23 protein-coding genes are annotated in these 25,662 nt (G+C 48.3%); 2 read left to right on the top strand and 21 right to left on the bottom strand.

All coding sequences use genetic code 11. The features are described 5' to 3' along the window. Nucleotides 1–69: 69 nt before the first annotated feature. The 12 genes from NST83_RS07790 to NST83_RS07735 all read right to left on the bottom strand — a co-directional run bounded on the left by NST83_RS07790 (nucleotide 70) and on the right by NST83_RS07735 (nucleotide 8,784). Nucleotides 70–1,083 (bottom strand): HRDC domain-containing protein, encoded by a 1,014-nt coding sequence (locus tag NST83_RS07790; RefSeq protein WP_342417208.1) that lies wholly within the window; start codon nucleotides 1,081–1,083, stop codon nucleotides 70–72. Nucleotides 1,084–1,249: 166 nt separating this feature from the next. After that, a complete protein-coding gene (locus tag NST83_RS07785) occupies nucleotides 1,250–2,128 on the bottom strand; it encodes an ROK family protein (RefSeq protein WP_342417207.1) in 879 nt (292 codons plus the stop codon). A gap of 229 nt (nucleotides 2,129–2,357) precedes the next feature. Then, entirely contained in the window at nucleotides 2,358–3,254 is an 897-nt protein-coding gene (locus NST83_RS07780; RefSeq protein WP_137062204.1) for a 5'-3' exonuclease H3TH domain-containing protein, read from the bottom strand. A gap of 75 nt (nucleotides 3,255–3,329) precedes the next feature. Further along, nucleotides 3,330–3,695 carry an arsenate reductase family protein gene (locus NST83_RS07775; RefSeq protein ID WP_342417206.1) on the bottom strand — a complete coding sequence of 122 codons (366 nt, stop codon included), beginning with the start codon at nucleotides 3,693–3,695 and terminating at the stop codon, nucleotides 3,330–3,332. A gap of 2 nt (nucleotides 3,696–3,697) precedes the next feature. Beyond that, on the bottom strand, nucleotides 3,698–4,660 hold the full coding sequence (locus NST83_RS07770) for an RluA family pseudouridine synthase (protein ID WP_342417902.1): 963 nt from the start codon (nucleotides 4,658–4,660) through the stop codon (nucleotides 3,698–3,700). 21 nt (nucleotides 4,661–4,681) lie between these two features. Continuing rightward, nucleotides 4,682–5,245, bottom strand: coding sequence for a cob(I)yrinic acid a,c-diamide adenosyltransferase (locus NST83_RS07765; protein WP_137062201.1), 564 nt, complete (start codon nucleotides 5,243–5,245; stop codon nucleotides 4,682–4,684). 18 nt (nucleotides 5,246–5,263) lie between these two features. Beyond that, nucleotides 5,264–5,836, bottom strand: a complete 573-nt coding sequence (locus tag NST83_RS07760; RefSeq protein ID WP_342417205.1) for a hypothetical protein — start codon at nucleotides 5,834–5,836, stop codon at nucleotides 5,264–5,266. Nucleotides 5,837–5,938: 102 nt separating this feature from the next. Further along, on the bottom strand, nucleotides 5,939–6,145 hold the full coding sequence (locus NST83_RS07755; protein ID WP_342417204.1) for an aspartyl-phosphate phosphatase Spo0E family protein: 207 nt from the start codon (nucleotides 6,143–6,145) through the stop codon (nucleotides 5,939–5,941). 111 nt (nucleotides 6,146–6,256) lie between these two features. Then, nucleotides 6,257–7,468, bottom strand: a complete 1,212-nt coding sequence (locus tag NST83_RS07750) for an aminotransferase class I/II-fold pyridoxal phosphate-dependent enzyme (RefSeq protein ID WP_137062281.1) — start codon at nucleotides 7,466–7,468, stop codon at nucleotides 6,257–6,259. Between the two features lie 12 nt (nucleotides 7,469–7,480). Beyond that, a complete protein-coding gene (locus NST83_RS07745; RefSeq protein ID WP_014280586.1) occupies nucleotides 7,481–7,981 on the bottom strand; it encodes an Lrp/AsnC family transcriptional regulator in 501 nt (166 codons plus the stop codon). Nucleotides 7,982–8,126: 145 nt separating this feature from the next. Next, nucleotides 8,127–8,513, bottom strand: coding sequence for a spore coat protein (locus NST83_RS07740; RefSeq protein WP_014280585.1), 387 nt, complete (start codon nucleotides 8,511–8,513; stop codon nucleotides 8,127–8,129). 34 nt (nucleotides 8,514–8,547) lie between these two features. Beyond that, nucleotides 8,548–8,784 (bottom strand): hypothetical protein, encoded by a 237-nt coding sequence (locus NST83_RS07735; RefSeq protein WP_137062199.1) that lies wholly within the window; start codon nucleotides 8,782–8,784, stop codon nucleotides 8,548–8,550. 205 nt (nucleotides 8,785–8,989) lie between these two features. Between NST83_RS07735 and NST83_RS07730 the strand changes: the two genes are divergently transcribed. Next, complete coding sequence (locus NST83_RS07730) at nucleotides 8,990–10,228, top strand: FAD-dependent oxidoreductase (protein WP_342417203.1); 1,239 nt, start codon at nucleotides 8,990–8,992, stop codon at nucleotides 10,226–10,228. Nucleotides 10,229–10,304: 76 nt separating this feature from the next. On the opposite strand, the gene NST83_RS07725 is transcribed toward NST83_RS07730, so the two are convergent. From NST83_RS07725 to NST83_RS07710, 4 genes are all read right to left on the bottom strand, one after another. Further along, entirely contained in the window at nucleotides 10,305–11,558 is a 1,254-nt protein-coding gene (locus NST83_RS07725) for an MFS transporter (RefSeq protein ID WP_342417202.1), read from the bottom strand. Between the two features lie 115 nt (nucleotides 11,559–11,673). After that, nucleotides 11,674–12,423: a hypothetical protein gene (locus NST83_RS07720; RefSeq protein ID WP_342417201.1), complete on the bottom strand. Its 750-nt coding sequence runs from the start codon at nucleotides 12,421–12,423 to the stop codon at nucleotides 11,674–11,676. A gap of 54 nt (nucleotides 12,424–12,477) precedes the next feature. Continuing rightward, the gene (locus NST83_RS07715; RefSeq protein WP_342417901.1) at nucleotides 12,478–12,891 is read right to left on the bottom strand and encodes a DUF350 domain-containing protein; all 414 of its coding nucleotides are present in this window, start codon (nucleotides 12,889–12,891) and stop codon (nucleotides 12,478–12,480) included. Between the two features lie 59 nt (nucleotides 12,892–12,950). Further along, nucleotides 12,951–15,320, bottom strand: coding sequence for an endonuclease MutS2 (locus NST83_RS07710; RefSeq protein WP_342417200.1), 2,370 nt, complete (start codon nucleotides 15,318–15,320; stop codon nucleotides 12,951–12,953). A 152-nt stretch (nucleotides 15,321–15,472) separates the two neighbouring features. Between NST83_RS07710 and NST83_RS07705 the strand changes: the two genes are divergently transcribed. Beyond that, nucleotides 15,473–15,832, top strand: a complete 360-nt coding sequence (locus NST83_RS07705; protein ID WP_137062194.1) for a phage holin family protein — start codon at nucleotides 15,473–15,475, stop codon at nucleotides 15,830–15,832. A gap of 150 nt (nucleotides 15,833–15,982) precedes the next feature. On the opposite strand, the gene NST83_RS07700 is transcribed toward NST83_RS07705, so the two are convergent. The 5 genes from NST83_RS07700 to NST83_RS07680 all read right to left on the bottom strand — a co-directional run bounded on the left by NST83_RS07700 (nucleotide 15,983) and on the right by NST83_RS07680 (nucleotide 25,438). Then, nucleotides 15,983–18,007: a DNA repair protein gene (locus NST83_RS07700; RefSeq protein WP_342417199.1), complete on the bottom strand. Its 2,025-nt coding sequence runs from the start codon at nucleotides 18,005–18,007 to the stop codon at nucleotides 15,983–15,985. Between the two features lie 208 nt (nucleotides 18,008–18,215). After that, entirely contained in the window at nucleotides 18,216–20,663 is a 2,448-nt protein-coding gene (pheT, locus tag NST83_RS07695; protein ID WP_342417198.1) for a phenylalanine--tRNA ligase subunit beta, read from the bottom strand. A gap of 28 nt (nucleotides 20,664–20,691) precedes the next feature. Further along, the gene (gene pheS, locus NST83_RS07690; protein ID WP_342417197.1) at nucleotides 20,692–21,723 is read right to left on the bottom strand and encodes a phenylalanine--tRNA ligase subunit alpha; all 1,032 of its coding nucleotides are present in this window, start codon (nucleotides 21,721–21,723) and stop codon (nucleotides 20,692–20,694) included. 460 nt (nucleotides 21,724–22,183) lie between these two features. Further along, the gene (gene abc-f, locus NST83_RS07685) at nucleotides 22,184–24,022 is read right to left on the bottom strand and encodes an ABC-F type ribosomal protection protein (RefSeq protein ID WP_342417196.1); all 1,839 of its coding nucleotides are present in this window, start codon (nucleotides 24,020–24,022) and stop codon (nucleotides 22,184–22,186) included. Between the two features lie 375 nt (nucleotides 24,023–24,397). Next, nucleotides 24,398–25,438: a pectate lyase gene (locus NST83_RS07680; protein WP_342417195.1), complete on the bottom strand. Its 1,041-nt coding sequence runs from the start codon at nucleotides 25,436–25,438 to the stop codon at nucleotides 24,398–24,400. Nucleotides 25,439–25,662 lie beyond the last annotated feature (224 nt).

Raw genomic sequence — 25,662 nt, 5'->3', positions numbered from 1 at the left:
CAGCAGCAGCGTATCCTCACAGGATATAGCTGCTGCTTTTTTGGTGCAGTTTTTTATATCTGCACTAGGTTATCCCGCATGCCGATCTGATGCCACCTGATGACGAAAACGGATACGAATCAGACGCAGCCGCTCATAAACTTGATCCAGCCCCGTTTCCGTGGCCTGTTCCTCACCATATACCCGCAGCATGACGGGCTTGAGCAACGTATCCCCCAATTCTTCATACGCAGACCAGATTGCCGTCTGCTCTTCCTCAGATACGTTTACCAATTCCTGACGGATCAGCTTTTCCATATCGATTCCATCTCTATCCAAATGCTCCACTGCTTCAATCATTTCTCTACGATGTAACCCCACCTTCTGTCCAATATGCTCCAATGTAAGACCATCTGAAATACTTTCAATAATGGTTTTTGTCAGACTGAATTTATTCAGTTCCTGCTTATACTGGGTCTCTTTTTGCTTGTACAGCCATGATAAGAAAACTTCCTCATCCAGCGTCTCTGTTACCCAATTTAGCGGAAATGGCGTAGTCCGGTCATTTTGTGTCGTAATAGCCAGCAGTTCTGGCCCATATTGAGATATTTTACCTTGCCCCATCCCTGGTAGCTCCAGCAACTCCTCCTCGGTATGGGGAAGATAGACGCTAATCAACCGAAGCAGACGATTGGTGGCAATAAAATAAGGTGCCTTCCGCTCAGCAGCAGCCTTTTGCCGCCTCCACATCGTCAATTGCTCATACACATCATCACGTGGAAACAAATCACTATAGCAATACAGCTTTTGTAATGTTTGTCCACGCCCTGCTGCCCCTGACCCTTCCTGTTCATGGAAAACACCATGGATTAAGGGCCTGTAGCCCTCTGCCATCTTCAGCGCCAGCTCATGGCGGTATACATGCAGCAGCTCCTGCCATAAGCTGCCCTCATACCAAAGATCATCTGTACTTTCATCCAAGCTGTGTTGTGTGCTCCACCCTGCACTCCATACCCCATCATGTTGTCCAATCCATACCTGGGCAAATACCTCATGGCCCTGTTCATTCCGTTTGGACAAGCGGTTTAAAAATACGATTTCCATGCTTTTTTCCTCCATGCTTATAATTGGGTTACAGTCCGGTACAACGCCAAACGCAAAAAAAGCACCTATCCCGCGTATTCGCAAGAAAGGTGCTTCCCTTTTTGAGCCGTACTATACTGTTGCCTATATGATAACCGTACCTCGGATCGCCGTCAACCCAAAATTATCATTTGTTCAACTTTTCCTTTGCCAAGGCAAGAGCACCGCACAATCCGGCATTGTCTCCCAAGCCTGGGGCCACGATATATTGATCAATTTCTGTAGTCAGACTCGGATGCTGTACGTATCCGTTCAACAGTTTTTGAAGCTCGGCGCGAACGAGTGGGAACAGTTGCTCCTGCTTCATCACTCCGCCGCCCATAATAATTTTTTGCGGTGAAAGAATCAATACATAGCTCATCAAAGCCTGTGCCAGATAATAAACTTCCATCTCCCAAGCCGGATGATCCACAGAAAGCTCATGTCCTTTGACCTTCCATCTTTTTTCAAGCGCAGGACCTGCTGCCAATCCTTCCACACAATCTCCGTGATAAGGACATGTCCCTTCATAAGTATCTTCTGGATGACGACGCACCAGGATGTGGCCCATTTCAGGATGGGATAATCCATGAATCAGCTTCCCACCGACCAGAGCACCCGCTCCAATGCCTGTACCTATCGTAATATAGAGACAGCTGTCCAGTCCCTTGGCCGCCCCCCAGATGGATTCACCCAGTGCTGCGCCGTTCACATCCGTGTCAAATCCCATAGGTACATCAAAATGCTCTTTCAGCTTGCCGATCAGGTTATAATTGCCCCAATGCGGCTTTGGCGTTGTTGTAATATAGCCATATGTATTACTGCCTTCGATAGGATCAATCGGCCCAAACGACCCTACGCCCAGCGCTTCTATACCCTTCCCTTCAAAAAATGCAACGACATTCGCCATCGTTTCTGCTGGCGTGACTGTAGGAAAGCTCGCGCGTTCCAGCACCTCTCCCTGTTCGTTGCCAATTCCACATACAAATTTGGTACCGCCTGCCTCAATTGCTCCCAATACTGTCATAGCTGCTGTTGTCCCCTCTCAGTCATGATCCGGTTCTCTCTACCCTATATTCGCCTGAAATGTGTCCAAGGTCAATCCCCTGATCGCAATTGTATATAATCCTTCACAAGAATATATATCTCCCTTAACATAACTGTGCATAAAAAAGGACACTAACGCACTAAGCGCCAGCATCCTCATATGTGTAATGCCAGCTCCGAGTTGTACTTGTGAAGCCAAGCTGGCTTCGTTATGATCCAGTTGCCACACCCATTAACGTACACAAGCTTTTCATTTCAAGCTCCTCAAACTTGTCTACAATTTGCACATGATCCAGCGTCAACAGACAGCTGTCCAGTGCGCATACTACAGGTACACCACAGTGAATTTCTGCCAGCTTACGTGACAAATGCAGCATATCCAGATCACTCTCGATCTTTTTGCGCACTGCTGGCGTCAATTGATCCAGATTCTCCAGAATACCTTCAATGGAGTCATATTCCTGTACCAGCTTGAGTGCCGTCTTTTCACCAATTCCCCGTACTCCCGGGTAATTGTCGCTTGCATCCCCCATCAGGCCCTTGAGGTCCACAACTTGGCGGGGTTTGAGTCCTTTTTCGGACAGCAGCGTTTCCGGGGTATACACCATATAATTGCCGTGACCTTTTTTCATAATAATAACCCGTGTCCGCTCATCCACCAATTGGAGTAAATCATGATCTCCGGAGAGAATCATTACATCCATGTCCTCATTCTGCGTATAGTGGCGTGCCAGCGTACCGATGCAATCATCCGCTTCAAAGCCTGTCGCTCCAATGTTAGGGATGCCAAGGCTGTCCGTCACTTCACGGATCAATGTAAATTGAGGAATCAAATCATCCGGCGCGTCAGCGCGATTTCCCTTGTACGCAGCAAAATGCTCCCCGCGGAACGTCGTTCCTCCCATATCCCAGCAGCATACGACATGCGTTGGATTATATGTTTGTACCGCATCCCAAAAATATCGAATAAAACCATATATTGCGTTCGTTGGCACCCCGGCCTTTGTACGCCTTATATAACCGTTTGCAGCAGTTGCATAATAAGCGCGGAATAACAGAGCCATGCCGTCAACCAGCATTATGGATTGTTCTTTACGTTGTGTCACAGATTGTATTGCTCCCATTCATGATATTATTATTTAACCCCAACAGTATAACATATCGCGGAGCCGAATTGGACGTTATTGAGCGCCCCATGCTTCATCAAATGTTTCCTCTTTGAAGCCTACCGTTACTTTGTTCCCGTCTGTTACAATCGGGCGCTTGATCAATCTCCCATTCGAGGATAAAAGCGAGATTTGCTCTTCACGGCTCATGTCTGCCAGCTTGTCCTTCAGCTTTAGCTCCTTATATACCTCACCGCTCGTATTGAAAAACTTTTTCAGCTCCAGTCCACTTTTGCTGATTAAATCAGTCAATTCCTCCGGTCCGGGGGCTTGCTCAAAAATAGGAATCAATTCCGTTTCATGTCCCTTGCTTTGCAGCCATTTCACTGCATTGCGGCAAGTGCTGCATTTGGAGTACTGGTATACTTTCAACTGGCTCATCGTTATGTTAACCCTCCATTTTGATTTCTTAACAGCTCCTGTAACTGGGCCATATCGTCGGGCCAAGGAGCACAAAACGTCAACTGCTCTCCGGTCACAGGATGCACCAAGGACAGCTCTGAGGCATGCAATGCCTGTCGGGGCATCTGGGCATCCAGTTGATCATAACGCTCACGTTGCGCAGCGTCAGCAGGCGTATTTCGGTACATTTTATCTCCAATCAACGGACATCCGATAGAAGTCATGTGTACCCGGATTTGGTGCGTACGCCCGGATTCCAGCTTGATCCCGATGCGGCTCCCCTCATTCCAGGCTTCCTCCAGCTTATACAGTGTAAGGGCCGGATAACCATCAGGGGTCACCATGCGCAAATGTGGATCATCCGGATTACGGTCAATCGGCCCATCCACCCTGCCTTCCTGTGGATCAGGGCAACCGTGCACTAGGGCAGTGTAACGCTTATCCACCGTTCCCATAATCATTTGCTCGGAAATATGCTGGTGTACATATGGATTTTTAGCCACCACAAGAACGCCAGTCGTCTCCTGATCCAGACGATGAACGGGGCGAAACCGGAACAGCTCACCTTTGGCCTCCCAATAATGCACAACCCCATTAGCCAGTGTTCCCGTGTAATGGCCGTGAGTCGGATGGACAATCATACCCGCCGCCTTGTTGACAACCAATAAATGCTCATCCTCAAACAAAATGTCAAAAGGAATCGGTTCAGGCAAAATATCATCGGAACGCTCGCGCTCCATACGAATTTCCACCCGATCCCCGGACTGTACCTTTACACTGATATACACTCGTGTTCCGTTCAGCATAATACCTTGTTCCGTCAGCTTAAGTTTGGATATCAGCTTGCGTGAAACATTCATACGTTTTTGCAAAATGGTCTTCAACAGCATTCCCTCCTCCTCAGGAGGGATCGTATACACGATAGGTTCATAGTACAAACTCATCACAAATTCCCGGTTGCCTCCTTATTTGCGAAACACTTTTTTGCTGCGCACATATTCGACATCCGGCACCCCTTGACGTACATTCGCGGTGCGGGCCACGACGAAGAAATAATCGGACAGACGATTCAAATACCGACGTACCGCAGGATTGATTTCGGTATGCTTCCCCAGTGTGACAGCACGACGTTCCGCTCGGCGGCAAACCGTACGGCAAACATGAAGCGCTGAGGACAACGTGCTGCCCCCCGGAATAATAAAACGCTCCACCTTCGGATTTTCCTCCTGACATGCGTCAATCCAGCCTTCAAGCCGCTCTGCCAGCTCATCCTTCACCTTGTATTTACTTTCGTTGATTTTGACAAATGCCAAATCCGAACCGCAATCAAACAGTTCCTGCTGTACTTCCTCCAATTGATCCCGAATATCCGCAAACTTTTCTCCTTCGGCAAAGCTGATTGCTTGTCCTACAAAGCTGTTCAGTTCGTCAATCGTACCATATGCCTCCACACGGTCATCATCCTTGGACACCCGACCACCGATCACCGAGGTTTGTCCCTCATCACCTGTTCTTGTATAAATTCCCATGGTATCTCATCCCCTCTATCATTCCGTCAATGCTTTTAACACCTTGATGGCTTCTTCCTTATTACTCGTACGCGGTGGCACGGTAGCAAATAATGTTGTAGAGTTATATTTTAAATCCTTGAACATCTTCATCTGCTCCACCGGAATCCCGAACAAATGAGTTTCCTTGATTATATCGGTTCCTTTTTCCCCCTGCTCCTTTTCCTTAAATACGCCGCCCTCGAACACACCCCGAGCATACGTTTTCTTGTCAAAAGCATCGTCTAAAGGCAAATTTGAACCATTCTGTCCATACACCTTCATATCCTCTTCCGGCAAAATAAACAGATCGTTTTCCCCAGCCGCATATTCAACGACCAGTTTCTGCTGGTTATACAATGGGCTAACTGCAATCTCGATGGTTGGAGCCTTTTCGCCCAGTTTATCCTTAAGCTTTTGCGCCAGCTCATCACGAATAATTGAAGCATCCCCTTGCTTATCCATGATAAAAATGGAGAAACTGTCCTTGTCCTTTCCCCCGCATCCCGCCAACAGCACGAGTGCCAGCACTCCGATGATCCATGGCGAAAGCCTTTTCAGCCCTGCTCTCATATGTACGCCCCCTCTTCCATGCCACTAATATATCATAAGTTGTGAACGCAAAAAAAGAAGGCCCTGCGGCCTTCTCTATACGTACGGCTTGGCTTCACACGGTTACACCTTGCATTCTGTACCGTACAGCTTCATGTATTCGTTAATTTTCAAATCGAGCTTGCAACTGATCTCAATGACAAGATCAGAGGTGAAGGACTTCTCTTCCTGAAACGTCCGCATCATCTCATTGCGCAGGAACAAAATTTCATTTTCCAGGGAAATGTCGTATCCTATTGAACCCGATGAATGATATCCAACATATGACATGAGCACTCCTCCTGCAATTGAAAAATTGAACTTCCTGCTTTCAATTTTATATTATAGCATATAAATTTAGAAATAAAATACTTTTTTCTATGAATTACCCATAAAAAAATTTCAACCTTCTTTTTTTACTTTTTCTACAAATTGACCGATCCGATCCAATGCTTCCGTCAGTTGAGACACAGAGGTCGCATATGAGCAACGAAGGTAGCCTTCGCCTCCCAAACCGAATACGTTCCCCGGCACAGCCGCAACCTTGGCCTCTGCCAAAAGGCGCTGCGCAAACTCATCCGAGCTCAGCCCTGTGCTCTGAATACTTGGAAAAACATAAAAAGCCCCTCTCGGTTCGTGACATTCCAGACCAATTTCCCGGAACCCCTCGACCATCAGACGGCGACGCTGATTGTAAGCCTCCACCATGCGATCCTTCTCGCCCAAACCATTGCGTAGACCCTCAAGAGCCGCAACCTGACCCATCGAAGGCGCACACATTACGGTATACTGGTGGATTTTAAGCATAGCGGCAATTAAATCAGGGTGCCCGCATGTATATCCAATACGCCAGCCGGTCATGGCGAAGGCTTTGGAGAAACCGCTGACGAGAATGGTACGATCCATCATGCCTGGCATAGCCGCGAAGCTGACATGCTTCTCACCATAGTTCAATTCTGCATAAATTTCATCAGAAATGACGATCAAATCATGCTTTTCTACAACTTTCGCAATCGGAAGCCAATCCTCATAGGTCATGGTCGCCCCGGTTGGATTGCTGGGATAGCATAAAATCAGCACTTTGGATTTAGGTGTGATTTTAGCCTCCAGCGCCTCTGCTGTCAGCTTGAATTCATCCTTGGCGAAGGTTTCAATCCCTACGGGAATACCACCGCCAATCGAAGTGATTGGAGAATACGAAATGTAGCATGGCTCTGGAACCAGAATTTCGTCGCCGGGTACAATTAACGCACGCAAAGCGAGGTCAATCGCTTCGCTGCCGCCCACCGTTACGATAATTTCACTTTTGGGATCATAGCGGACTGCAAACTGCTCATCCAAATATTCACTAATCGCCTCACGCAGTTCAGGCGTCCCCGCGTTGGAAGTATAGCTGGTAAACCCCCGTTCCAATGAATAGACGCAGGCTTCCCGCATATGCCAAGGCGTTGTAAAATCCGGTTCGCCTACCCCCAGAGTAATAATATCCTTGTTGCCGCCCACCAGATCAAAAAACTTACGGATGCCCGAGGATGGAATCTCGCGCACCAACGGAGACAAATACGAACTCATGGCTTTGTTACTGTCAGTCAATGCTTCAGGTTTGATATTCATCATGATCTTCCTTTACGGCGAAATCATCAGACGATTATCTTCCTGATGATCTTCGAAGATAATTCCGTCCTGTTTGTATTTTTTGAGCGTAAAATTGGTCTTGGTGGACAGGACCGAATCAATAGGCGACAGCTTTTCCGACACAAAGTTCGCTACCTCGCGAAGATTACGTCCTTCTACTTCCACTAACAAGTCGTATGCACCGGACATGAGATATACCGATTTAACTTGTGGATACAAATAAATCCGTTCAGCGATGCCTTCAAATCCTCTTCCCCGTTCCGGTGTAATTTGCACCTCAATTAGAGCAGTAACCTTTTCGTCGTCAACTTTATCCCAATTGACCACAGCGGCATATTTGACGATTACATGTTGGTCTTCAAGCTCTTTAATCGCAGTACATACATCCTGCTCGGCAACTCCCAGCAAGGTAGCAAGCAGAGTCGGTGTCCTTCTTGCATCTTCTTTTAACAATTCCAGCACTTTTAATTTCAAGTCATTCAGTTCAGTCATTCGACATAAGGCCTCCATCAAAAGAGATTACTATACATCATACAATACGCGCTTTAAACCTGCAAAGAAAAACCGCCCACCCCCGGTGAACCCGGCAGACGGACGGCTTGTTATGAGAAAGAGCTTCAAAAGCGGAGTGCCCCGTTTACATATAGTAAGGGTTGTTTTGGTGAGAAGGCTGGCCCTGTTGATGCATAGGCTGGCTATACACTCCCGCGGAGGACGATTTTTGCTGAATGAACTGCTGGCATTCCTGTTGGGTTTTTCGGGCTTCCTGAATCTGTTTGTCCAAATCGGTGCGCAACGCTTTGGTCGTGGTGGAGTACATGTTGTTCTGACTCATCAAACGGTACAAATCACCTTGCAGACGCAGTGTATCGCTCGTAAGGTCGGTGAAAAGCTGGCGCACAGACGGACAATTGGATTCAGTTGTTGCCGTTGTATATTCTCCCACCGTACGTTTCATATCGGCAAGAATGGTATAGAGCAAATCTTCTTCGGGCATAAATGACGTATTGTTCTGTGAAAACATCGTGATATTACCTCCTTTGTTGGTTAATCCATAATTACTGCTGGGGTTGCATAGGAGCAAGCTGCTGGTGCTGTTGAAGGGCATTTGAAAGCATGTTCAGGTGGTGCTCATGAGTTCTTGCGAATTGCAGACAAGCTTGCTGAATGGCAGGATGCTGAATAGATGCTGCCGTTGCCGCACATTGCTTGAGCAGCAGTTCTTCATTGGAAATGGAGTCCACGATGTACTCCAGTTCTTTGCCGGTCAAAGGTTGCATGTTCGTAGATTGCATGGTCTGTGCCTCCTTAAATGTTTTGTTGCACGCTGATTAGCTTGTCCTTTTAGCGGAATTATATGTATATAGGAAGAGGAGCGGAGTTTAGGTGGAAAGTGAAGGGTATTAGAATATGAGCTGCCTGATGGCTTCTCGGAACTACTGTAAAAACCACACACATTGAATACTGCATATTTCATTGCTTAATAGGGAGTGTTTTGTTATGAAATTGATTAGTGGGAATACGTATTGGCCTAGCACCCTGGAGCAGAAACTGGATTTTCCTGCTTTAACAGAAGATTTGACTTGTGATGTGCTTATCGTCGGGGGTGGGATGGGTGGCTCTCTCTGTGCCCGGCTGCTGGGAGAACAACAGGTGGATACGGTGGTCATTGACAAGCGTAAGCTGGCACACGGAAGTTCTTCGGCCAATACCGGATTGCTGCAATATAGCAATGATAAGACGCTGACCTCTTTTATCAACACTTTTGGCGAAGCTAATGGGGTGCTGTTTTATCGGATGTGTAAGGATGCTCTGGATCAGTTGGAAAAGCTGGCCAGCACAGTGGACATCGATCCGTCCTTGATCCGTCGCAGCAGCCTGTATTATGCGAGTACGCCAGAGGATGTGTCGGTGCTTCAAAAAGAATTCGAACAGTTAAACCGCTTTGGATTCCCAGTGGAATATTGGGATGAGCAACAGGTGGCGGCCCGTTTCCCTTTTCGAAAACCGGCTGCGCTGTATACACACGAAGATGCTGAGGTGAACCCGTTTCGTTTTGTACAGGGACTCCTGCAATACGCCAGCCGCCTTGGTGTACAATTATATGAACATACCGAAGCGAAGCATTTTAAATTTGGCGACAATGAGGTAGTTTGTCATACCAGCGGTGGAACCATCCGGGCGAAAAAGGTTATTTTTGCAGCAGGCTATGAATCACAGGAAATCAAAAAGGATCGCGGAGCCATACTGGAAAGCTCTTATGCTATTGCCACCAAGCCGATTGGAGATTCAGCCATGTGGCACGAACAATGTCTAATATGGGAAACCGCCCGTCCTTATTTGTATATACGCTCCACTGCGGATGGACGCGTGATTATCGGGGGGTTGGATGAGCCTGTACTCGACCCGAAACAGCGTGAAGTCAGACTGCTGCACCAACAGAAAAAACTGCTGCAAGCATTACAGAAGCATTTTCCCGATATACCATTCAAGATTGATTATGCATGGGCAGCCGTCTTTGGCTCCTCCCATGATGGCTTACCGTATATTGGCCCGCACCCGCGCTTTCCGAACTGCTACTTTTTGGAGGGCTACGGAGGAAACGGTACAGTCACCAGCATGATGGCTGCGCAGTTGTTGGCTGATGAACTGACGGGCACACATCGACCTGAGATGGAGCTTTTTTCACTAACGCGTACCACCAAGCCTTCACCTGAAATCACGGAGCCGCTGGCTTAGTAAATACAAAATACGAAAGAGCCTCCCATTCCCATTTTCGTGGGTTAGGAGGCTCTTTTTGAATATATATTTCAAGCTATTCGGTTTGCCTGTGCCAGCGTCGTGCCTTGGAATGAGACTTGCTCTGCTTCGTTGTTTGTTCCTTCTTTAATACATTGCGCATAAATGCCCATCCCGCCACGGGCATTAACGCAAGCCCAATTAATAACCAGATCATCGCTATAGGTGCCTTGCTCATACTCAACACACCCAGAAAGATAAGCATTCCGGTCAATCGACCTACCATTAGACACAGCTCGCGCAGTACGACCAGCTCCACCCTCTGATTAACATCCTCTTCACTCACGCCCATCAGGTCAAAGCTCGCAGAAATCATCGGGATTAAATATAACGGCAAAAACAAGGCGGTTCCGATGCCCATTATCAGCAACGTGCTATATTGCATCCGCCACAGTAACGGAAAAAGCACAATCACCAGCAGTACGGCACCCAACAGCATGCCAATCGAACGATACTGTGGCTTGAGCCATTTGCCAACAGCCCAAAAGCTGAAAAATGAAACTGCGGATGTAATAAGCGAAAACTGCGCCAGCTTCCACTCCTGCTGTGTTACCACGTACACAAGCAGCGTAATCAGGAAGGCAAAAACTCCTTCACGAATGCCCTGGGTAACAAGCGACAAAGACAATGGTCGCCACATACTTCCTTTTTGCGACAAACGTTGCTTGGGCTCCAGCCAATTGTAACTTCCTGTCGTATTACGCTTGCGAAGAAAGAAACTCAGCACCACCCCTACCACATAAAGTGCCAGAGAGATACTAAATATCACGCGGTATCCCGCATCATCCTCCATACGGGCGATAATCCAGCCGGACAGCCAGGGACCGACAATACCTGAAAATGAGCCCAGCAGACCGACCCAGCCATTAAAATGATCCCGGCTTACCCGATCTGTGACTTCGAAAAAAATCACATTAAAAGCCAGCCAGAACAAACCCAGCGCTGCACCCAATAGCATCCCTAACGGCCATATGTAGTTTACAGCCTGCGATCCCGTATATAAAACCACCAGATAAAATAACCCGGACAATGCGGTCCCTACGCGCAGAGCATTCATTTTGTTATGCTCCTTGACCCATTTTCCAGCCACCCAAACCATGATTCCCAGCGCAATTTGCTGGCTGACATTAAACCAGCCAATCATCGCGTAATCCTGCCTGCTTTTCCACAGATATACGTTAAGAAAAGTACCTGACAAAGCTGCCGCAAAAACAAACAATCCATTCAGGCTTAGCAGCAGAATGGATTGTCCGTTCAGGTTTGATTTCAATATAGTTCCCCCTAACCGAAAATCACCATTCAGCTCCTTTTAACTCAGCTTGCTTCAGAGCTTCTTCGGTTTAAGATGCCCGTGTTCAACTTGGGCTTATCCGGGGGAATATGATTTAATTGTTGGAAATACCACTCAGCTTCTCTAACAAACGCAATCGGTCATCCTCTGACAACGTCTGCTGAACATGGAAGCAGCTTGGACATACATATACATTTAAGACAAACGGCAAATCCAGAACAGGTCTGCCGAGCGCAGGAGAAATCGACGGTACAAAGCCTTCCCCTGTCACGGTTTGCGAACCTGCATGCAGCATATATTCACCGCACTGGGAACATTCGAGAACCTCATCTTGTCTGTCGAGAATTTGTTCAGCGCCTTGTTCATAAGCCATCAGATCCGCACCGCTTTCTTCGAATTTTTGCAGGGTATGCAGCACAGGCAGCTTGTGAAGCTCGTTGTCCTGCAACAACGGAGCATCGGCAGGCTTTTCTACTATGATTTCATTCTCAGCTTCATATAAAATATCCTGCTCATCCTCGTCCCCGAGCTGGATGCTCAAGGTGCGATAGCCCTTTAGGTCTTCCTTCCCAGAGAGAGACGCGGCTTGACCCGCAGAAGCCACATCATCATGGCTGTGTTCGTGGTCATGTGCATGGGTACGCATGTGTTCACTTTCTACTTGCCGGTGCTCATCCGTATGCCCATGAACATATGCAGAATCAGACTCCGTTTCATCTTCATCATCGGTAATATCCGAATACCCTTTCAGGTCGTTATGGCAATAAGGGCACTCTTCTTCAGGTCCCAATTCTTCATCCCAAATAATTTCCATGTTACACCATGGGCAAATAGTCATTTCCAAGCTTCATCATCCTTCCGTTCCATGCGTATACCAAGCTCTAGTATACAGGATGTGTCAAGTTACACTGGCACCGATCACATAAGATAACGATATCGAGATAATCATGGAGAACAAGCCGACAGCGCGGTTGTCCTCCTTAATTTCCTGATCGATTGAAAATACCGGTGTCAGAAACTCAAACAGAAAGTACGCCACAAGCAGTAGTAAAAAGCCGACGAACGACCAAATCATCGTATCGTACACGCTGGATTTGGCTTCCATCGCAAAGCGGAGCACGTTGCAAATACCGAACATTTTCCCGCCCGTAGCCATCGCAACTGAAATATTGCCGCGTTTGATCTCTTCCCAGCATTTATACCGGGTTACCAGCTCAAAGCAACACAAAAATACAATCAGCTCCAGCACCGCCACCGAGAAATAACCCAGCATCATTCCTAACGGATGTGACAGCAATTCATCAATCGCCATCTTCACTTTGTCCCTCCCGTTCTACAAAGCTTTCCTGGACGGAGCCGGTAACCCGTAGCTCATTCCAATTCAGCAACAGTCACGCCTGTGCCGCCTTCATTGTAATTTCCGATACGGTAGCTTTTCACATGCTTATGCTTGCGAAGATACTCCTGAATACCGGTCCGAAGAACCCCTGTACCCTTGCCATGAATAATGTGTACCTGCCCCAGATTGGCCAGAAATGCTTCATCCATGAAGCGATCTACCTCCATCAGCGCTTCCTCCACGTTCGCACCGCGCAGATCAAGCTCGTTTCGCACATGATCATCCCGTGTCCGCTTAATGCCGGTTACCGGCTTCTGAGCTCTCAGTGCAGTTGTTTGGGCGGGTTGCAGCAGCTCCAGATCGTCCAGACTGACCTTCATTTTCATGATTCCCAGTTGCACCACCGCTTCCTTGCTGCCGGACAGTTCCACCACATGACCTTTTTTATTCAGGCTGTGAACGGATACCTCATCACCAGCTACGATAGAGCGAGTACGTGCAGCGACAGGGCGTTTGACTGCACTTTTCTTACGATGTTTCGGTTCCGCTTCATCCAGCTCTCTGCGAGCTGCAATCAGCCTATGCTCCTTAACAGAGGCTCCTTCTTCCTGAGCCAATTTACGCAGATCGGCAATGATTTTCTCCGCTTCGCTGCGAGCTTTGTCCACGAGACCTCTCGCTTCGTCCGCAGCTTTTTCCAGCATACGGTCCCGCTGTGCTTCCAGCTTATCCAGCTCATTCTGGTGACGGGTGCGCAGTTCTTCCATTTCACCGCGCAATTGTTCCGCCTTTTCCCGCTCTTGCTCTGCTGTCAAACGGTTCTGTTCCAGTGACGCAATCATATGCTCTACGCGCTGATCTTCTTCCGTCACCTCACCACGGGCATAATCAAGAATACGGCCCGGCAATCCCAAGCGCTCAGCAATGGCAAAAGCGTTACTTCGACCGGGCACACCCACGAGAAGACGGTATGTCGGGCTTAATGTAGCAACATCAAACTCCATGCTCGCATTAATGATTCCTTTGCGCTCATAGGCATAGGCCTTTAATTCACTGTAGTGAGTTGTCGCAACCATACGGCAACCCAAAGCATGCATATGCTCCAGAATGGATACAGCCAAAGCCGAGCCTTCCGCAGGATCGGTTCCTGCACCTACCTCATCAAGCAGCACAAGGCTTTTTGGCGTCATATTTTTCAGGATGCTGATAATGTTGGTCATATGACTGGAAAAGGTACTCAGGTTTTGCTCAATGCTTTGCTCGTCACCAATATCTGCATAGATCGCATCAAATACGCATAGTTGACTCTCGTCTTCTACAGGCACAAAAAGTCCCGACATCGCCATCAGACTAAGCAAGCCAATGGTTTTTAGCGTAACGGTTTTCCCCCCTGTATTCGGTCCGGTTACGATAATGGAGGTGTACGAATTGCCCAGCTCCACATCAATCGGAACGACCTGCTCCAACGGAATAAGAGGGTGTCTGCCTTTTTTCAGCTTCAAGTAACCACGATCATTCATCAAAGGCAAGGTTGCCTTCATCTCACGAGCAAGACGCGCTTTGGCAAAAATAAAATCAAGCGTCCCCAAAACATCTACATCATATAGCAACATATCCGCTTGTTCTGCAACAAGTGCGGTCAGCTTTTGTAAAATCACTTCGATTTCGCGTTCTTCTCTCAACCGTGTTTCTCGCAGCTTGTTGTTCATGGCCACGATGGATTCAGGCTCAATAAACAGCGTTGCACCGGACCCGGATTGATCATGCACAATTCCGCCAAAATAAGAACGATACTCGGCTTTAACCGGAATTACAAAACGGTCTCCACGGATCGTAATCAACTGATCCTGAAGCATTTTGGATACGGTGGAGGAACGAATCATGGAATCGAGCTTTTCCCGAATACGCACTTCACCCGAGCGCAGCTCTCTGCGGATTTGTGAAAGCTCTGTACTGGCAGAATCCAGCACCTCTGCATTTTCGTCGATACAGCCTTTAATCGAGTTTTCCAGACCTCTCTGTTCTGAAAGCTGCTCACTCCAATACAGCAGTGTTTCGACTGGATTTTCCTCATGCAAACTTGCCACGTACACCTGTACACGGCGTGCAGCCTGAACTGTTGTCCGAATGCCAAGCAGCTCCTGCGGACTCAGTGTTCCGCCGATACGGGCGCGTTTGACCGCCGGAGTAATATCCACGACTCCGTTAAACGAGGGTACTCCTTTAAGTCGATCGGCAGCATAGGCCTCATCCGTGCCTTTCAGCAATTTCTTGATATGTTCCAAATCATCGCTGGGCTGTAGCCGCTGGGCTGTCTGCTGACCAATCGCGGTCTGAGCATAATGACTTAGTTTATTTAAAATTTTTTGATATTCTAGGGTTTTGAAAATTTTAGAGTCCAACTTCACTACTCCTTTCACTTATATCTATATTATAACGAAAGCCGCGCACTTACGCTATTTGCCAACTCTGTTTTACACATAAGAAAGCCGTTTATGCCACACAATAACCTTTGTATAACCCTGTACATTCAAAAAACAAAGGAGGTTATTCCGTGAGCATTCTCGGTCACATTGTGCGTTTCATCGTTGCCGCTTTGGTTCTGATGGTCGTAAGCTGGATCGTTCCCGGCTTTAGTGTAGGCGGCTTTTGGAGCGCGCTGATCCTTGCCATTGTCATTGCCTTGATCGGTTACATCATTGAGGCTATGTTTGGCCGACGCGTTTCACCATTCGGACGTGGAATCGTAGGCTTTCTGGTGAGCGCTCTGGTTATCTGGATCGCTCAATATATCGTAACTAGTGTCAGTGTTTCCGTTCTGGGCGCATTGCTCGCTGCATTGGTTATCGGGATTATCGACCTGTTCATTCCGGTAGCGACACCGTTTGAAGCCGGCCGCAAGAGCGAGAAATAATTTGGGTTCACATTCCGACAAGGCTGTTCCACAGCAGATTTCTTCTGCCGCTGGATAGCCTTTTGTCATCCGAAAACCGAATAGGATACTGCATACAAATAATCCCCGGCGATAAGCAGCCGGGGATTGCATTACATTTATAATCCGTATCTACTGATCCTGTTCGATTAATTCAATCCACTCATTATACTCGGATTGAAGCTTGGTATACTCTTCTTGCAATTGACGTAGTTCCATCGATATCTTCTCCGTATGTTCCCGATCCACATCCTGCTGAACCTGTAAAAGACGAAGCTGATGAGCCGCCAGCTCATACTTCTGACCGACTTCCTCCAGTTCGGACTGTAAAGCTATCCGTTCCTGATCTACAGATCGCTGTTCAGCCTTCGCCGCCTCGGCAGCTTCAACGGCCAAACGAATTTCCTCTTGAAGCTGTTCCTTTTGTTCAACAGTTACGGCTATTTCCCGTTCCCACGAGGCAAATTCTTTCTTACGTGCAGCATCTTCGGCCTCCAAACGTTCCGCTTCGGCCTTCAACTGCTCATATTTTAGCTGCCATTCCAGTGATTCCTCTTCGGCACGTTCCAGTTCCTTCCGCCGTTCGCTATCCTCACGTTGGAGCTGCTTGATATTCTGTCCCAGTTGCTCTGCCCGGCTCTTCATGCTTCCATACTGTTCCTGAAGCGTTTTGTAAGCCTTTGTTCCCTCTTGCTCACGCAGGATTGCCTTCTCCAGCTCATCCTGAACGCGAATCAGCTCAGGCGAAAGCTCCTTGATTCTCGCTTCCAACTGCGACAGACGTTGCTGCTGTGCAGCAAACTTATGATTTACAGCTTCAACCTCAGCCACCGCATGCTGTAATTGCTCCTGTACAGTCTCCTTCTGTTCACGTACTTCCAGTATCGAAAGCTCCAGCTCATCTACTGCATGCTGGCGTTCCTCTGCAAGCTTCTGCCAAGACTTCTCACTTTCGGCCAGTGTAGCCAACTCACTTTGCAGTTTGCGGGAGGACACATGCGCCTGTTCCAGCAACTTCTGCATCCGGCGCTGTTCTTCCTCCAGCTTGGCCGCCTGCTGCTGCGTTGCCTTGGCTTCCGCCGCCAATTCATTGTAACGGCTTTGCAGCTCTTCACGCGCAAGCGTATCCGCCTGCTCGCGTTCTGTCGCAGCCTGTCGCTGCGTTTCCAGCATAGACTCCAGCTCGGACTGCTGTTGCTTCAATGCTGCAACCTGCTCTTGTGCCTCTCCCAGACGGGAAGACAGCTCTGCACTGCCTGCATGTACCTGCTCCAATTGCTCTTGAAGCTCCTCGATCCGAATTTCCTGCTCCAATGCAGCTTCCTCGGCCTGTTTCTCCGCTTCCAGATGCTGGAGCTTTTCCTCATTCAGCACCAGTTCCGCCTGTTTACGCTCCTGCTCCAACTGCTCACTCAGCCCGGACCACTTGTCCTGCCATTCGGTGACCTTCCGGCTATGCTCCTGCTGCAAAGCTGAACGCAGCTTGTCCAGCTCTGTACGCTGACGCTCCTGATGAGCCTTTTCCGCAGCCGACAGCTTGGCTTCCGCCTGCTTGACCGCTTCGGCCAGCTCCTTCCTGGTTTGCTCCTCCATCTGGCGGATACGGGCATTTGCCGCCTCCTGCTGCTCTTTCAGCTTAAGTGCAGCTTCCTGACGGGACTCCTCCAATTGACGTTCAGCCTGCTTTCGTCCATTTTCGAGTTCTACCGCTTTTTTCTCCTGCTGTTCCAGCTTCGCCTTTAATTCGGCAATTTCCCTGGCTGATGCGGATTCGTTCTCCGTCCACTTTTTCAGAAGTGTTTCCTTCTCTGCCTTCAATTGGGCAAAAGACTGCTGCAAATCCGTATTCTTTTGCTGCTGTTCTCCAAGAGCCGTCTGAAGTTGAGCCAGTTCGCCCCGAAGCTCCGCCCGCTCCCCGGCCAACCGGTTCATATGACTCTGAATTTCCTGAATTTGTACAGCTTCTTCTGCCATATGAACCGCAGCCAGCACAGCAATTCGGGGCATATCAAGACGCGAATGAGCCTGAGAAATGCTATGCATGCGTTCATCCACGTAATTGGCAACCTGCTTCATATAATCGGTATTACTTCCGACGAGTTTATAAGAAGTACCGTAGATCTCTACAGTGACGCGAGTACGATCTGGTGTAGTCACAATTAAGCCCTCCTTCAATACTACTGTATGTTGATTCTAAGTTGTGTCCGGTACTATGGTAACCCGCCCTTCGTGAAGCGTTCAACCCCATTAGTCCGGCTTCCCCGCAGCGGGTGAATATCAGAGTAGAGAGCTTCCATGATGATAGGCCAAAAAGCCGTATCGAACCTCTGTCACTAAGATTCGATACGGCTCCCCGCATTTCCTGCTACTTTCTCAATTCCGCTTCAAAAGTTTGTTCCAGAGACGTAACGACGGGAATATGCGCCGCATTAATCTCTTCATCCGTCAACGTATGCTCCCAGTGACGGTAGGTCAGAGAGATAGCTACGCTCTTCTTGTCTTCGCCAAGCTTACTGCCTGTAAATACATCAAACACCCGTGCATCCTGCAATAGCTCTCCGCCTGCCGCATGAATCACACGCAGCAATTCGCCTGCCTCAACGTCCTTATTCACCACGAGGGCTATATCGCGCTCCACAGACGGGAAGCGGGCCAGCTCTCTGAACTGAATATGACTGTTGGCGTGTTCGATCACCTGTTGCAACTCAATTTCCGCTACATACGTATCATTCAGCCCATAAGACTGTTGCAGCTCCGGATGGATCTGCCCGATGGTGCCGATTCGTTGGGAGGCCCCATTCACATCCAGCCATACCGAGGCGGAACGGCCCGGATGATAGCTTTGCGGCTGGTCAGCCACATAACGGATGCTTGCATCCAGTCCGAAATAGCCAAATACCGTTTCCAGCGCGCCTTTAATATCAAAGAAATCGACCTTCTCAGCACCGATATTCCATTGTTTTTCACGGCGTACACCAGTCAGTAGCAGACTGAGCACTTGAATTTCCTGCGGCTGGCGGGTCAACGTTTGTTCCGCGGTATAAAATACAGTTCCTATTTCGAAAATCGCCAGATTTTCCTGCTTTCGGTTCATGTTGTACACTGCTGTATCCAGCATTTGTGGAATGATGCTTGTACGCAGCACACTGCGGTCTTCGCTCATTGGCATCGCCAAGCGTACCGGATGGCTGCCCTCTGTCAGTGCATTAAACAAGCCTGTACTTTCCGGATGCACAAACGAGTAACTAATTGTCTCTTGCCAGCCGCCATGAGCCAGTAATTTGCGCAGTGAACGGCGTAGCGATTGCGAAGCTGTCAAAGCTCCCGGTGTCGTCGGTCCTTCAATCGGTGTTGTAGGGATATTATCGTAACCATAGAGACGAGCTACCTCTTCAATCAAATCCACATCCATGGAAATATCGCCACGGCGCGTAGGTACTTCGACTTCCAGCACTCCTTGCCCAGCATCACCGCATCCGAAATGAAGCCTGTCGAATATCGTTTTTACTTCAAGCAGCGACAACTCCGTTCCCAAATATTGGTTCACTTTATCCAGCGACAGCTTAATAATCCGGTTTTCGGCCCTTGCAGAAGCAGATTCCACGATTCCTTGATGCACAGTGCCTCCTGCATAACGCTGAATCAGCGCAGCCGCACGGTTCACCGCAGGTACAACAGCACCCGGATTGACCTCTTTTTCAAAGCGCAGGCTTGCTTCGGAACGAAGTCCAAGCTGACGGGACGTTTTGCGTACCGTACCGCCGTCAAACTTCGCAGATTCCAGCGCTATGCTGACCGTCGCATCCGTAACTTCGGAATTCGCTCCGCCCATCACCCCTGCCAACGCAATCGGCTTCACGCCGTCTGTAATCAGCAGCATATGCGGCTCCAGCTTCCGCTCCTGATCGTCCAGTGTAACCAATGTTTCGCCTGCACGAGCGAGACGCACTTCAATGTTGCCATTTTCCAGCTTATCCGCATCAAAAGCATGTAACGGCTGACCGTATTCCAGCATGACATAGTTCGTAATATCCACGATGTTGTTGATCGGACGAACTCCCGCCGCCATCAGGCGGTTTTGAATCCACAGTGGAGAGGCCCCCACTTTCACACCCGTGATATAGCGAGCCGCATAGTGCGTACACAGTTCAGGTGTATCCACCTTTACCGACAGATGATCTGCCGCCGCATCGCTGATTTCCACCAAATCCTTAGCCGGGTCAGCCAGCGAAATATCACGCCCCAAAATCGCGCTCACTTCATAAGCCGCTCCATGCATACTCAAGCAATCCGAACGGTTTGGTGTCAGATCAAAATCCAGCACCTGATCATCCAGCGCCAGCAGCTTCGTAATCGGCGTACCGATTTCAGCATCCTCAGGCAGTACGAGAATACCTTCCTGCAACTCTTTGGACAGCAGCTTGTCATTCATGCCCAGTTCCTTCGCCGAGCAGATCATGCCCATGGACACAACACCACGCAGCTTGGCCTTTTTAATCTGAAAATCTCCCGGCAGCTTCGCGCCCACGATGGCAACAGGAACCTTTTGCCCTGCATCCACATTTTTGGCGCCACACACGATTTGCAGATCTTCCTCTTGGCCCGCATCGACGATACACACATTCAGCTTATCCGCATCAGGGTGTTTTTCCTTGCTTTTGACATAACCGACCACGACGCCAGTAATCCCTTTGTTGCGATGTTCGACCTCATCAATTTCAATACCCGAACGGGTGATTTTCTCTGCCAGATCCTCCGCGCTCACCTGATCCAGCGACACATACTCGGATAGCCAATCGAATGATACTTTCATATGGGTTCACTTCCCTTGATATAGTTGTTTATTGACGCGCAAACTGCTTCAAGAATGACAGGTCGCTGTTATAAAAATGACGAATATCGTCAATTCCGTATTTCAAAATGGCAATCCGTTCTACACCCATACCGAATGCAAAGCCGCTATATACCTCGGGATCAAAACCGCCCATTTCCAGCACCTTCGGATTAACCATGCCACAGCCCAAAATTTCGATCCATACGCGCTCGCCATTTTTCTTCACAAAAGTTACATCCAACTCAGCACTCGGCTCTGTGAACGGAAAGAAGCTTGGACGCAGACGAATTTCGGTCGATTCCCCGAACATTTCGCGTGCAAATTGCAGCAAGGTTCCTTTCAGATCACTCATGCGAATGTCTTTTCCAACCACAAGCCCTTCAATTTGTTGGAATTGGAAAGAATGCGTAGCATCGTCATCATCACGTCGGAAAACTGTACCCGGACAAATGACCTTAATAGGAGTCTCACCCTTCATCGCTTCCATTGCGCGAATTTGAACAGGTGACGTATGGGTACGCATTAACAGATCCTCGGTCAAATAAAACGAATCCTGCATATCCCGCGCCGGGTGATTTTTAGGCAGGTTCAACGCTTCAAAGTTATAATAATCCGTCTCAGCCTGTGGACCCTCCGCAACTCGGTAACCCATACCGGTAAAAATGTCCTCAATCTGCTCAATTACTTTGTTGAGTGGATGCAATCCACCTTGCGGCAATGTGCGTCCAGGCAGCGTAACGTCGATCTTTTCCGCTTGCAGACGCTCATTCGTTTCTGCTTTGGTGAACTCGTCCTGTTTACGATTGACGACTTCTTCAATCGCCTCGCGCACTTCATTGGCTACTTGCCCGATAACTGGACGTTCTTCCGCGCTCAGCTTGCCCATACCGCGCAAAATTTCAGTCAAGGCACCCTTTTTACCCGAATATTTGACCCGCAGATCGGCCAGCTCCTTGGGCGTTGCCACCTTCTCCAATACTTCCAATGCTTCTTCCTTCAAGGCCAGCAAATGTTCCTTCATTTGGATGGTTTCGCTCATCGCCTGTTCAGTCCCCTTTCTTCATATCCAGCTTTTCAGACAACAAAAAAAGGTCCTTTCTCCCGGTAAAGGGACGAAAAGACCGTGGTACCACCCTCGTTAGACAATCCTTCTAAGCACATCCCGCGCTTTGCCTTTCGACAATACAGGTGTTATCCATGCTATGCATGATCATCTCGCTCTGCACGTTGTAACGGTCGTGAACCGGTATCCCCTACTTGCCCGCTTGCCATCTACAGATGGCATATGAGGTTCAAGGAACTGCTCCGGAGCGAACTTCAACAGCCCAGTTTTGCAGAAACGCTCTCAATCCTATGGCGCTTCCTCCCTGTCCAATTGGACACTGCCTACTCTTCTCCATCAAGACATTTTCAAATTTCGAACTATTGTTCATTATTATATGCAAACCCTCGCGCTTTGGCAAGCCGGGCATACGTTTCACCCATTTTCACACAGCAGTTTAATCCCACTGAGCCAGTTTGGCACGAATACGCCTGATTTCTGACAGCAGTTCCTCATTTTCATCGTTCGGCCCCGCCGTACCCATCAACTCCGTAAGACGCAATTGTAATCGAAGACGCTCCTCACGCTGCTCCTGATCCTCTAGTTCCTGTTGACGGTTCCGCTGTTCTTCCTGTTTTTCGTCGGCGGTTCCTTCGTAGATTTCATAGGTGCCTCCAGGCTGCATATCAAGCAAACGGGTTGCCGTCCGGCGCACCAGTTCCCGGTCATGCGAGACAAGCACCAATGCCCCATCATAACTGCGCAAAGACTCCTCTACAATCTCACGGGTTTCAATGTCAAAATAATTGGTTGGCTCATCCAGCACCAACAAGTTGGCTCCACTAAAGTACAGGCGTAGAAAGGCCACCCTGCATTTCTCACCCATACTGAGCGTCCCGATTCTCTTGAACACATCTTCTCTGGCAAAAAGAAAGCATCCCAGCACCGTTCTCGCCTCTGTCTGCGTCATGGTGGGGAGCGCCAGCAAGCTGTCCAGCAATGTCTGATCCTCAGGAAGCTGCTCCAGCTCCTGTGAAAAATATCCGATTTTTAGCTGTGGGTTCGCTGTGATCTTTCCCTTGTACAACTCCAACTGACCTGTTAACAGCCGCAACAGCGTTGTTTTGCCAATTCCATTCGGACCCCGAACAGCCAGACGATCGCCTCGTGCAATGTTCAGGCTGAGATCCTGCACAATGGTATGGTTGTCGTAGCTAAAATAGACATGCTCGGCACGCAGCAGATATTTGGCTTGAAATCCGCTGTCACTTAATTTCATATGCAGAGACGCGGCTTCACGCGGCTGCTCAACCCGGTTGGCCTCCAGCCGTTCCAGTTCCTTCTCCTTCGCATGATAACGGGAAATATTCTTTTTAGCCTTGGCCTTATAAAAGCTTTGCGTAACGGCCATTTCTACATTGGAAGCTGCCCGGTGCGCCTGATGGAACCATTCCCGGTAACTTCGGATCGTCTCCTCCAACGCCTGCCGTGCCAGCTCCTGCTTCCGGTAGTTGGCTTCCTGCTCCCGCAGCTCCCTTTCCTTATGCTCCTTATATTCCGTATAGCCGCCCTTATATCGCCGAATGCCCGTTGACGTCAGCTCGCAAATACCTGTTGCTACCCGATCCAAAAAGGCTCTATCATGCGATACAAACAACAACGTCCCATGATATGTGGACAGCCACTGCTCCAGCCAGAGCAAACTTTCGGCATCCAGATGGTTGGTCGGTTCATCCAGCACCAGCAGCTTCGGCTGTCTGACCATCAATCCGGCCAACCGCACTCTGGTCTTCTGCCCTCCACTCAGGTCACCATAAGCAATAGACCACGTCTCAGCAGGCATTCCCATCCGGGTCAGTGCCTTTTCCACTTCAGACTCCCACGCAAAGCCTTGCAGCCGCTCGTACTCATCCATTAGCTCGCCGTATTGCTCCAGACGACACTCTGCTTCCTCTCCCTTATAGGCAATTTCAGCCTCCAGTTGCTTCAGCGCCATCCTCACTCGCCAATGCTCAGGACTGGCCTGCTGTGCCGCCTCAAGTGCAGTTCGCGCGGATTGAATGGTATCCTGCTGCTTCAGCCAGCCCCGCTCATCCGGCGGCAATTCATGCTCTACCTTACCTGAAGTTGGCGCCTCGTCGCCCAACAGTATCCGCAATAGCGTCGTTTTGCCTGCTCCATTTCTTCCGAACAGGGCGAGCCGCTCCCCCTCCGTTACATCCATGGACACATCCTCAAATAAAGACGTCCCGTTCCAATCCTTTATAACATTTCGAATACGTAAAATGGTTCTCATATGGTAATCATCCTTTCCCTGTCCGGTTTTCATCACCGGAAGCAATCAAAAAAGCCGCAGAAGGCTGCGGCTTGCATACAAGGAATATAGAATGACTGCTATGAATCGTTTCAGAACATACGTTTATAAGAAAGAGAACCGTAAACGGAAAAAAGCATAATCCCGTTCCGGAGCAAACGTATACGTCCCAAACCTCATTTTCAGACACACTTCTCCCGTTGCAGCATACAGCCGCCTGCCAGTAACTGTGCAGTTTATGGGGAAAATCAGTGTCTTACTTCATCGGACGTATCGTTACCTTCCTTTTCACGGAATACTTGCTTGCAGTCAGTATAGCAGATCAGAACATATTTGCAAATCTAATGCACGACAAAATTATTTTCCGAATACAAGGGTTGTATTGGACGATCCTGCATATTTAGTTACAAACTCCCTGGTGTATTCAGGAGTTTGGACTTGATAACTGTAGTTCTTGCTCGGATTCCAGTTGGTCACCCGCGACTTTTGGTTGGTAATGGCTGGAAAGCTGCCTACGTCTTTAAATTCTCCATTTGCTTTATCGTCCAGAATGCCGCCCTTTTCGCTACCTTTTCCAAAATAGTTGTACTCCGAATAGATTCTTGCATTCGTAGCTATCGTGTAGGCCAACTGAAAATTATTGATGTAATTATTTTTAACATGGAAATATCCATATCTCATAAGCCCAGGACCACGAACTAGCAAGTTTTCAAAATAATTATTGGCGATAGTGATATGAGGTAAGCCGTCGTAGCTTTTATTGCTATCATCAGGATAACCCAGAATGAGGCCGTACTTATGATTAGCAAATTTGGAATTACTGATGGTTACATAATCAGCCGATTGTCCTACGTACAAAAGCTTGTCCAGATCTGAACCATTGGAATCATAATTGTGACCTGCAAAAGTGACATGATCAATCCAATAGTTTGTACCCGCAGTCAGATAAAGCTGAATATCATCATTATCGTTAATGCTGGCGCTATGTTCAAAAGTCAGATTTTGAAAAATTACATTCCCGGAATTAGCCGTTGTTTTCAAATGAATATTAACCAGCTTGTTTTGGGCATATGAACCGATAAGCGATTTGTTGGAACCAATATTGACAACAGTTTTAGAGGAGGCAGAAATATTTTTTTCAATTACCAGGATTTTGGGAGTTGAATCCCCTAACTGGTTTTTCAAATCGTTGAGATTGTTGATATAGATAACCTGTCCGTTTTTGCCCCCAGTTGTGATGGGCTTGGAAGCTCCATTTTCATTTTTGGCCTGTCCAGCAAAACCTGTAAGTCCATTCGTCGACGTATTCGGGAAATCAGCCGCAGCGAACGTAGAGGTTGCTGGAAAAGCGAAAAGCACAAAGGTTAAGGCAAGAATTAATAAAGAAATTTTCCTCATTGAAACTACACCATCCTTTTATTATATTTAATTACAATAATTATACTATACTATTCATCTATAAAATGGTAAATAGTTCTTTTTATCTGTTTATTTATAGCATGAAAGCGAAACAAATGGTTATAATTTTGTGTAATAGTGAAAAATGGTTCGTAAGAACGCAAACAAGCCGGGAGACCTGATTGGCATCCCGGCTAACATATATATAATCCAATGCCCTTGAT

The sequence above is a fragment of the Paenibacillus sp. FSL R10-2782 genome, from assembly GCF_038592985.1.
In the GTDB taxonomy this organism is placed as follows: Bacteria; Bacillota; Bacilli; order Paenibacillales; family Paenibacillaceae; genus Paenibacillus; species Paenibacillus terrae_C.
Note: the sequence above shows the minus strand (reverse complement) of the source record. Positions and strands in the feature narration are given on the sequence as shown.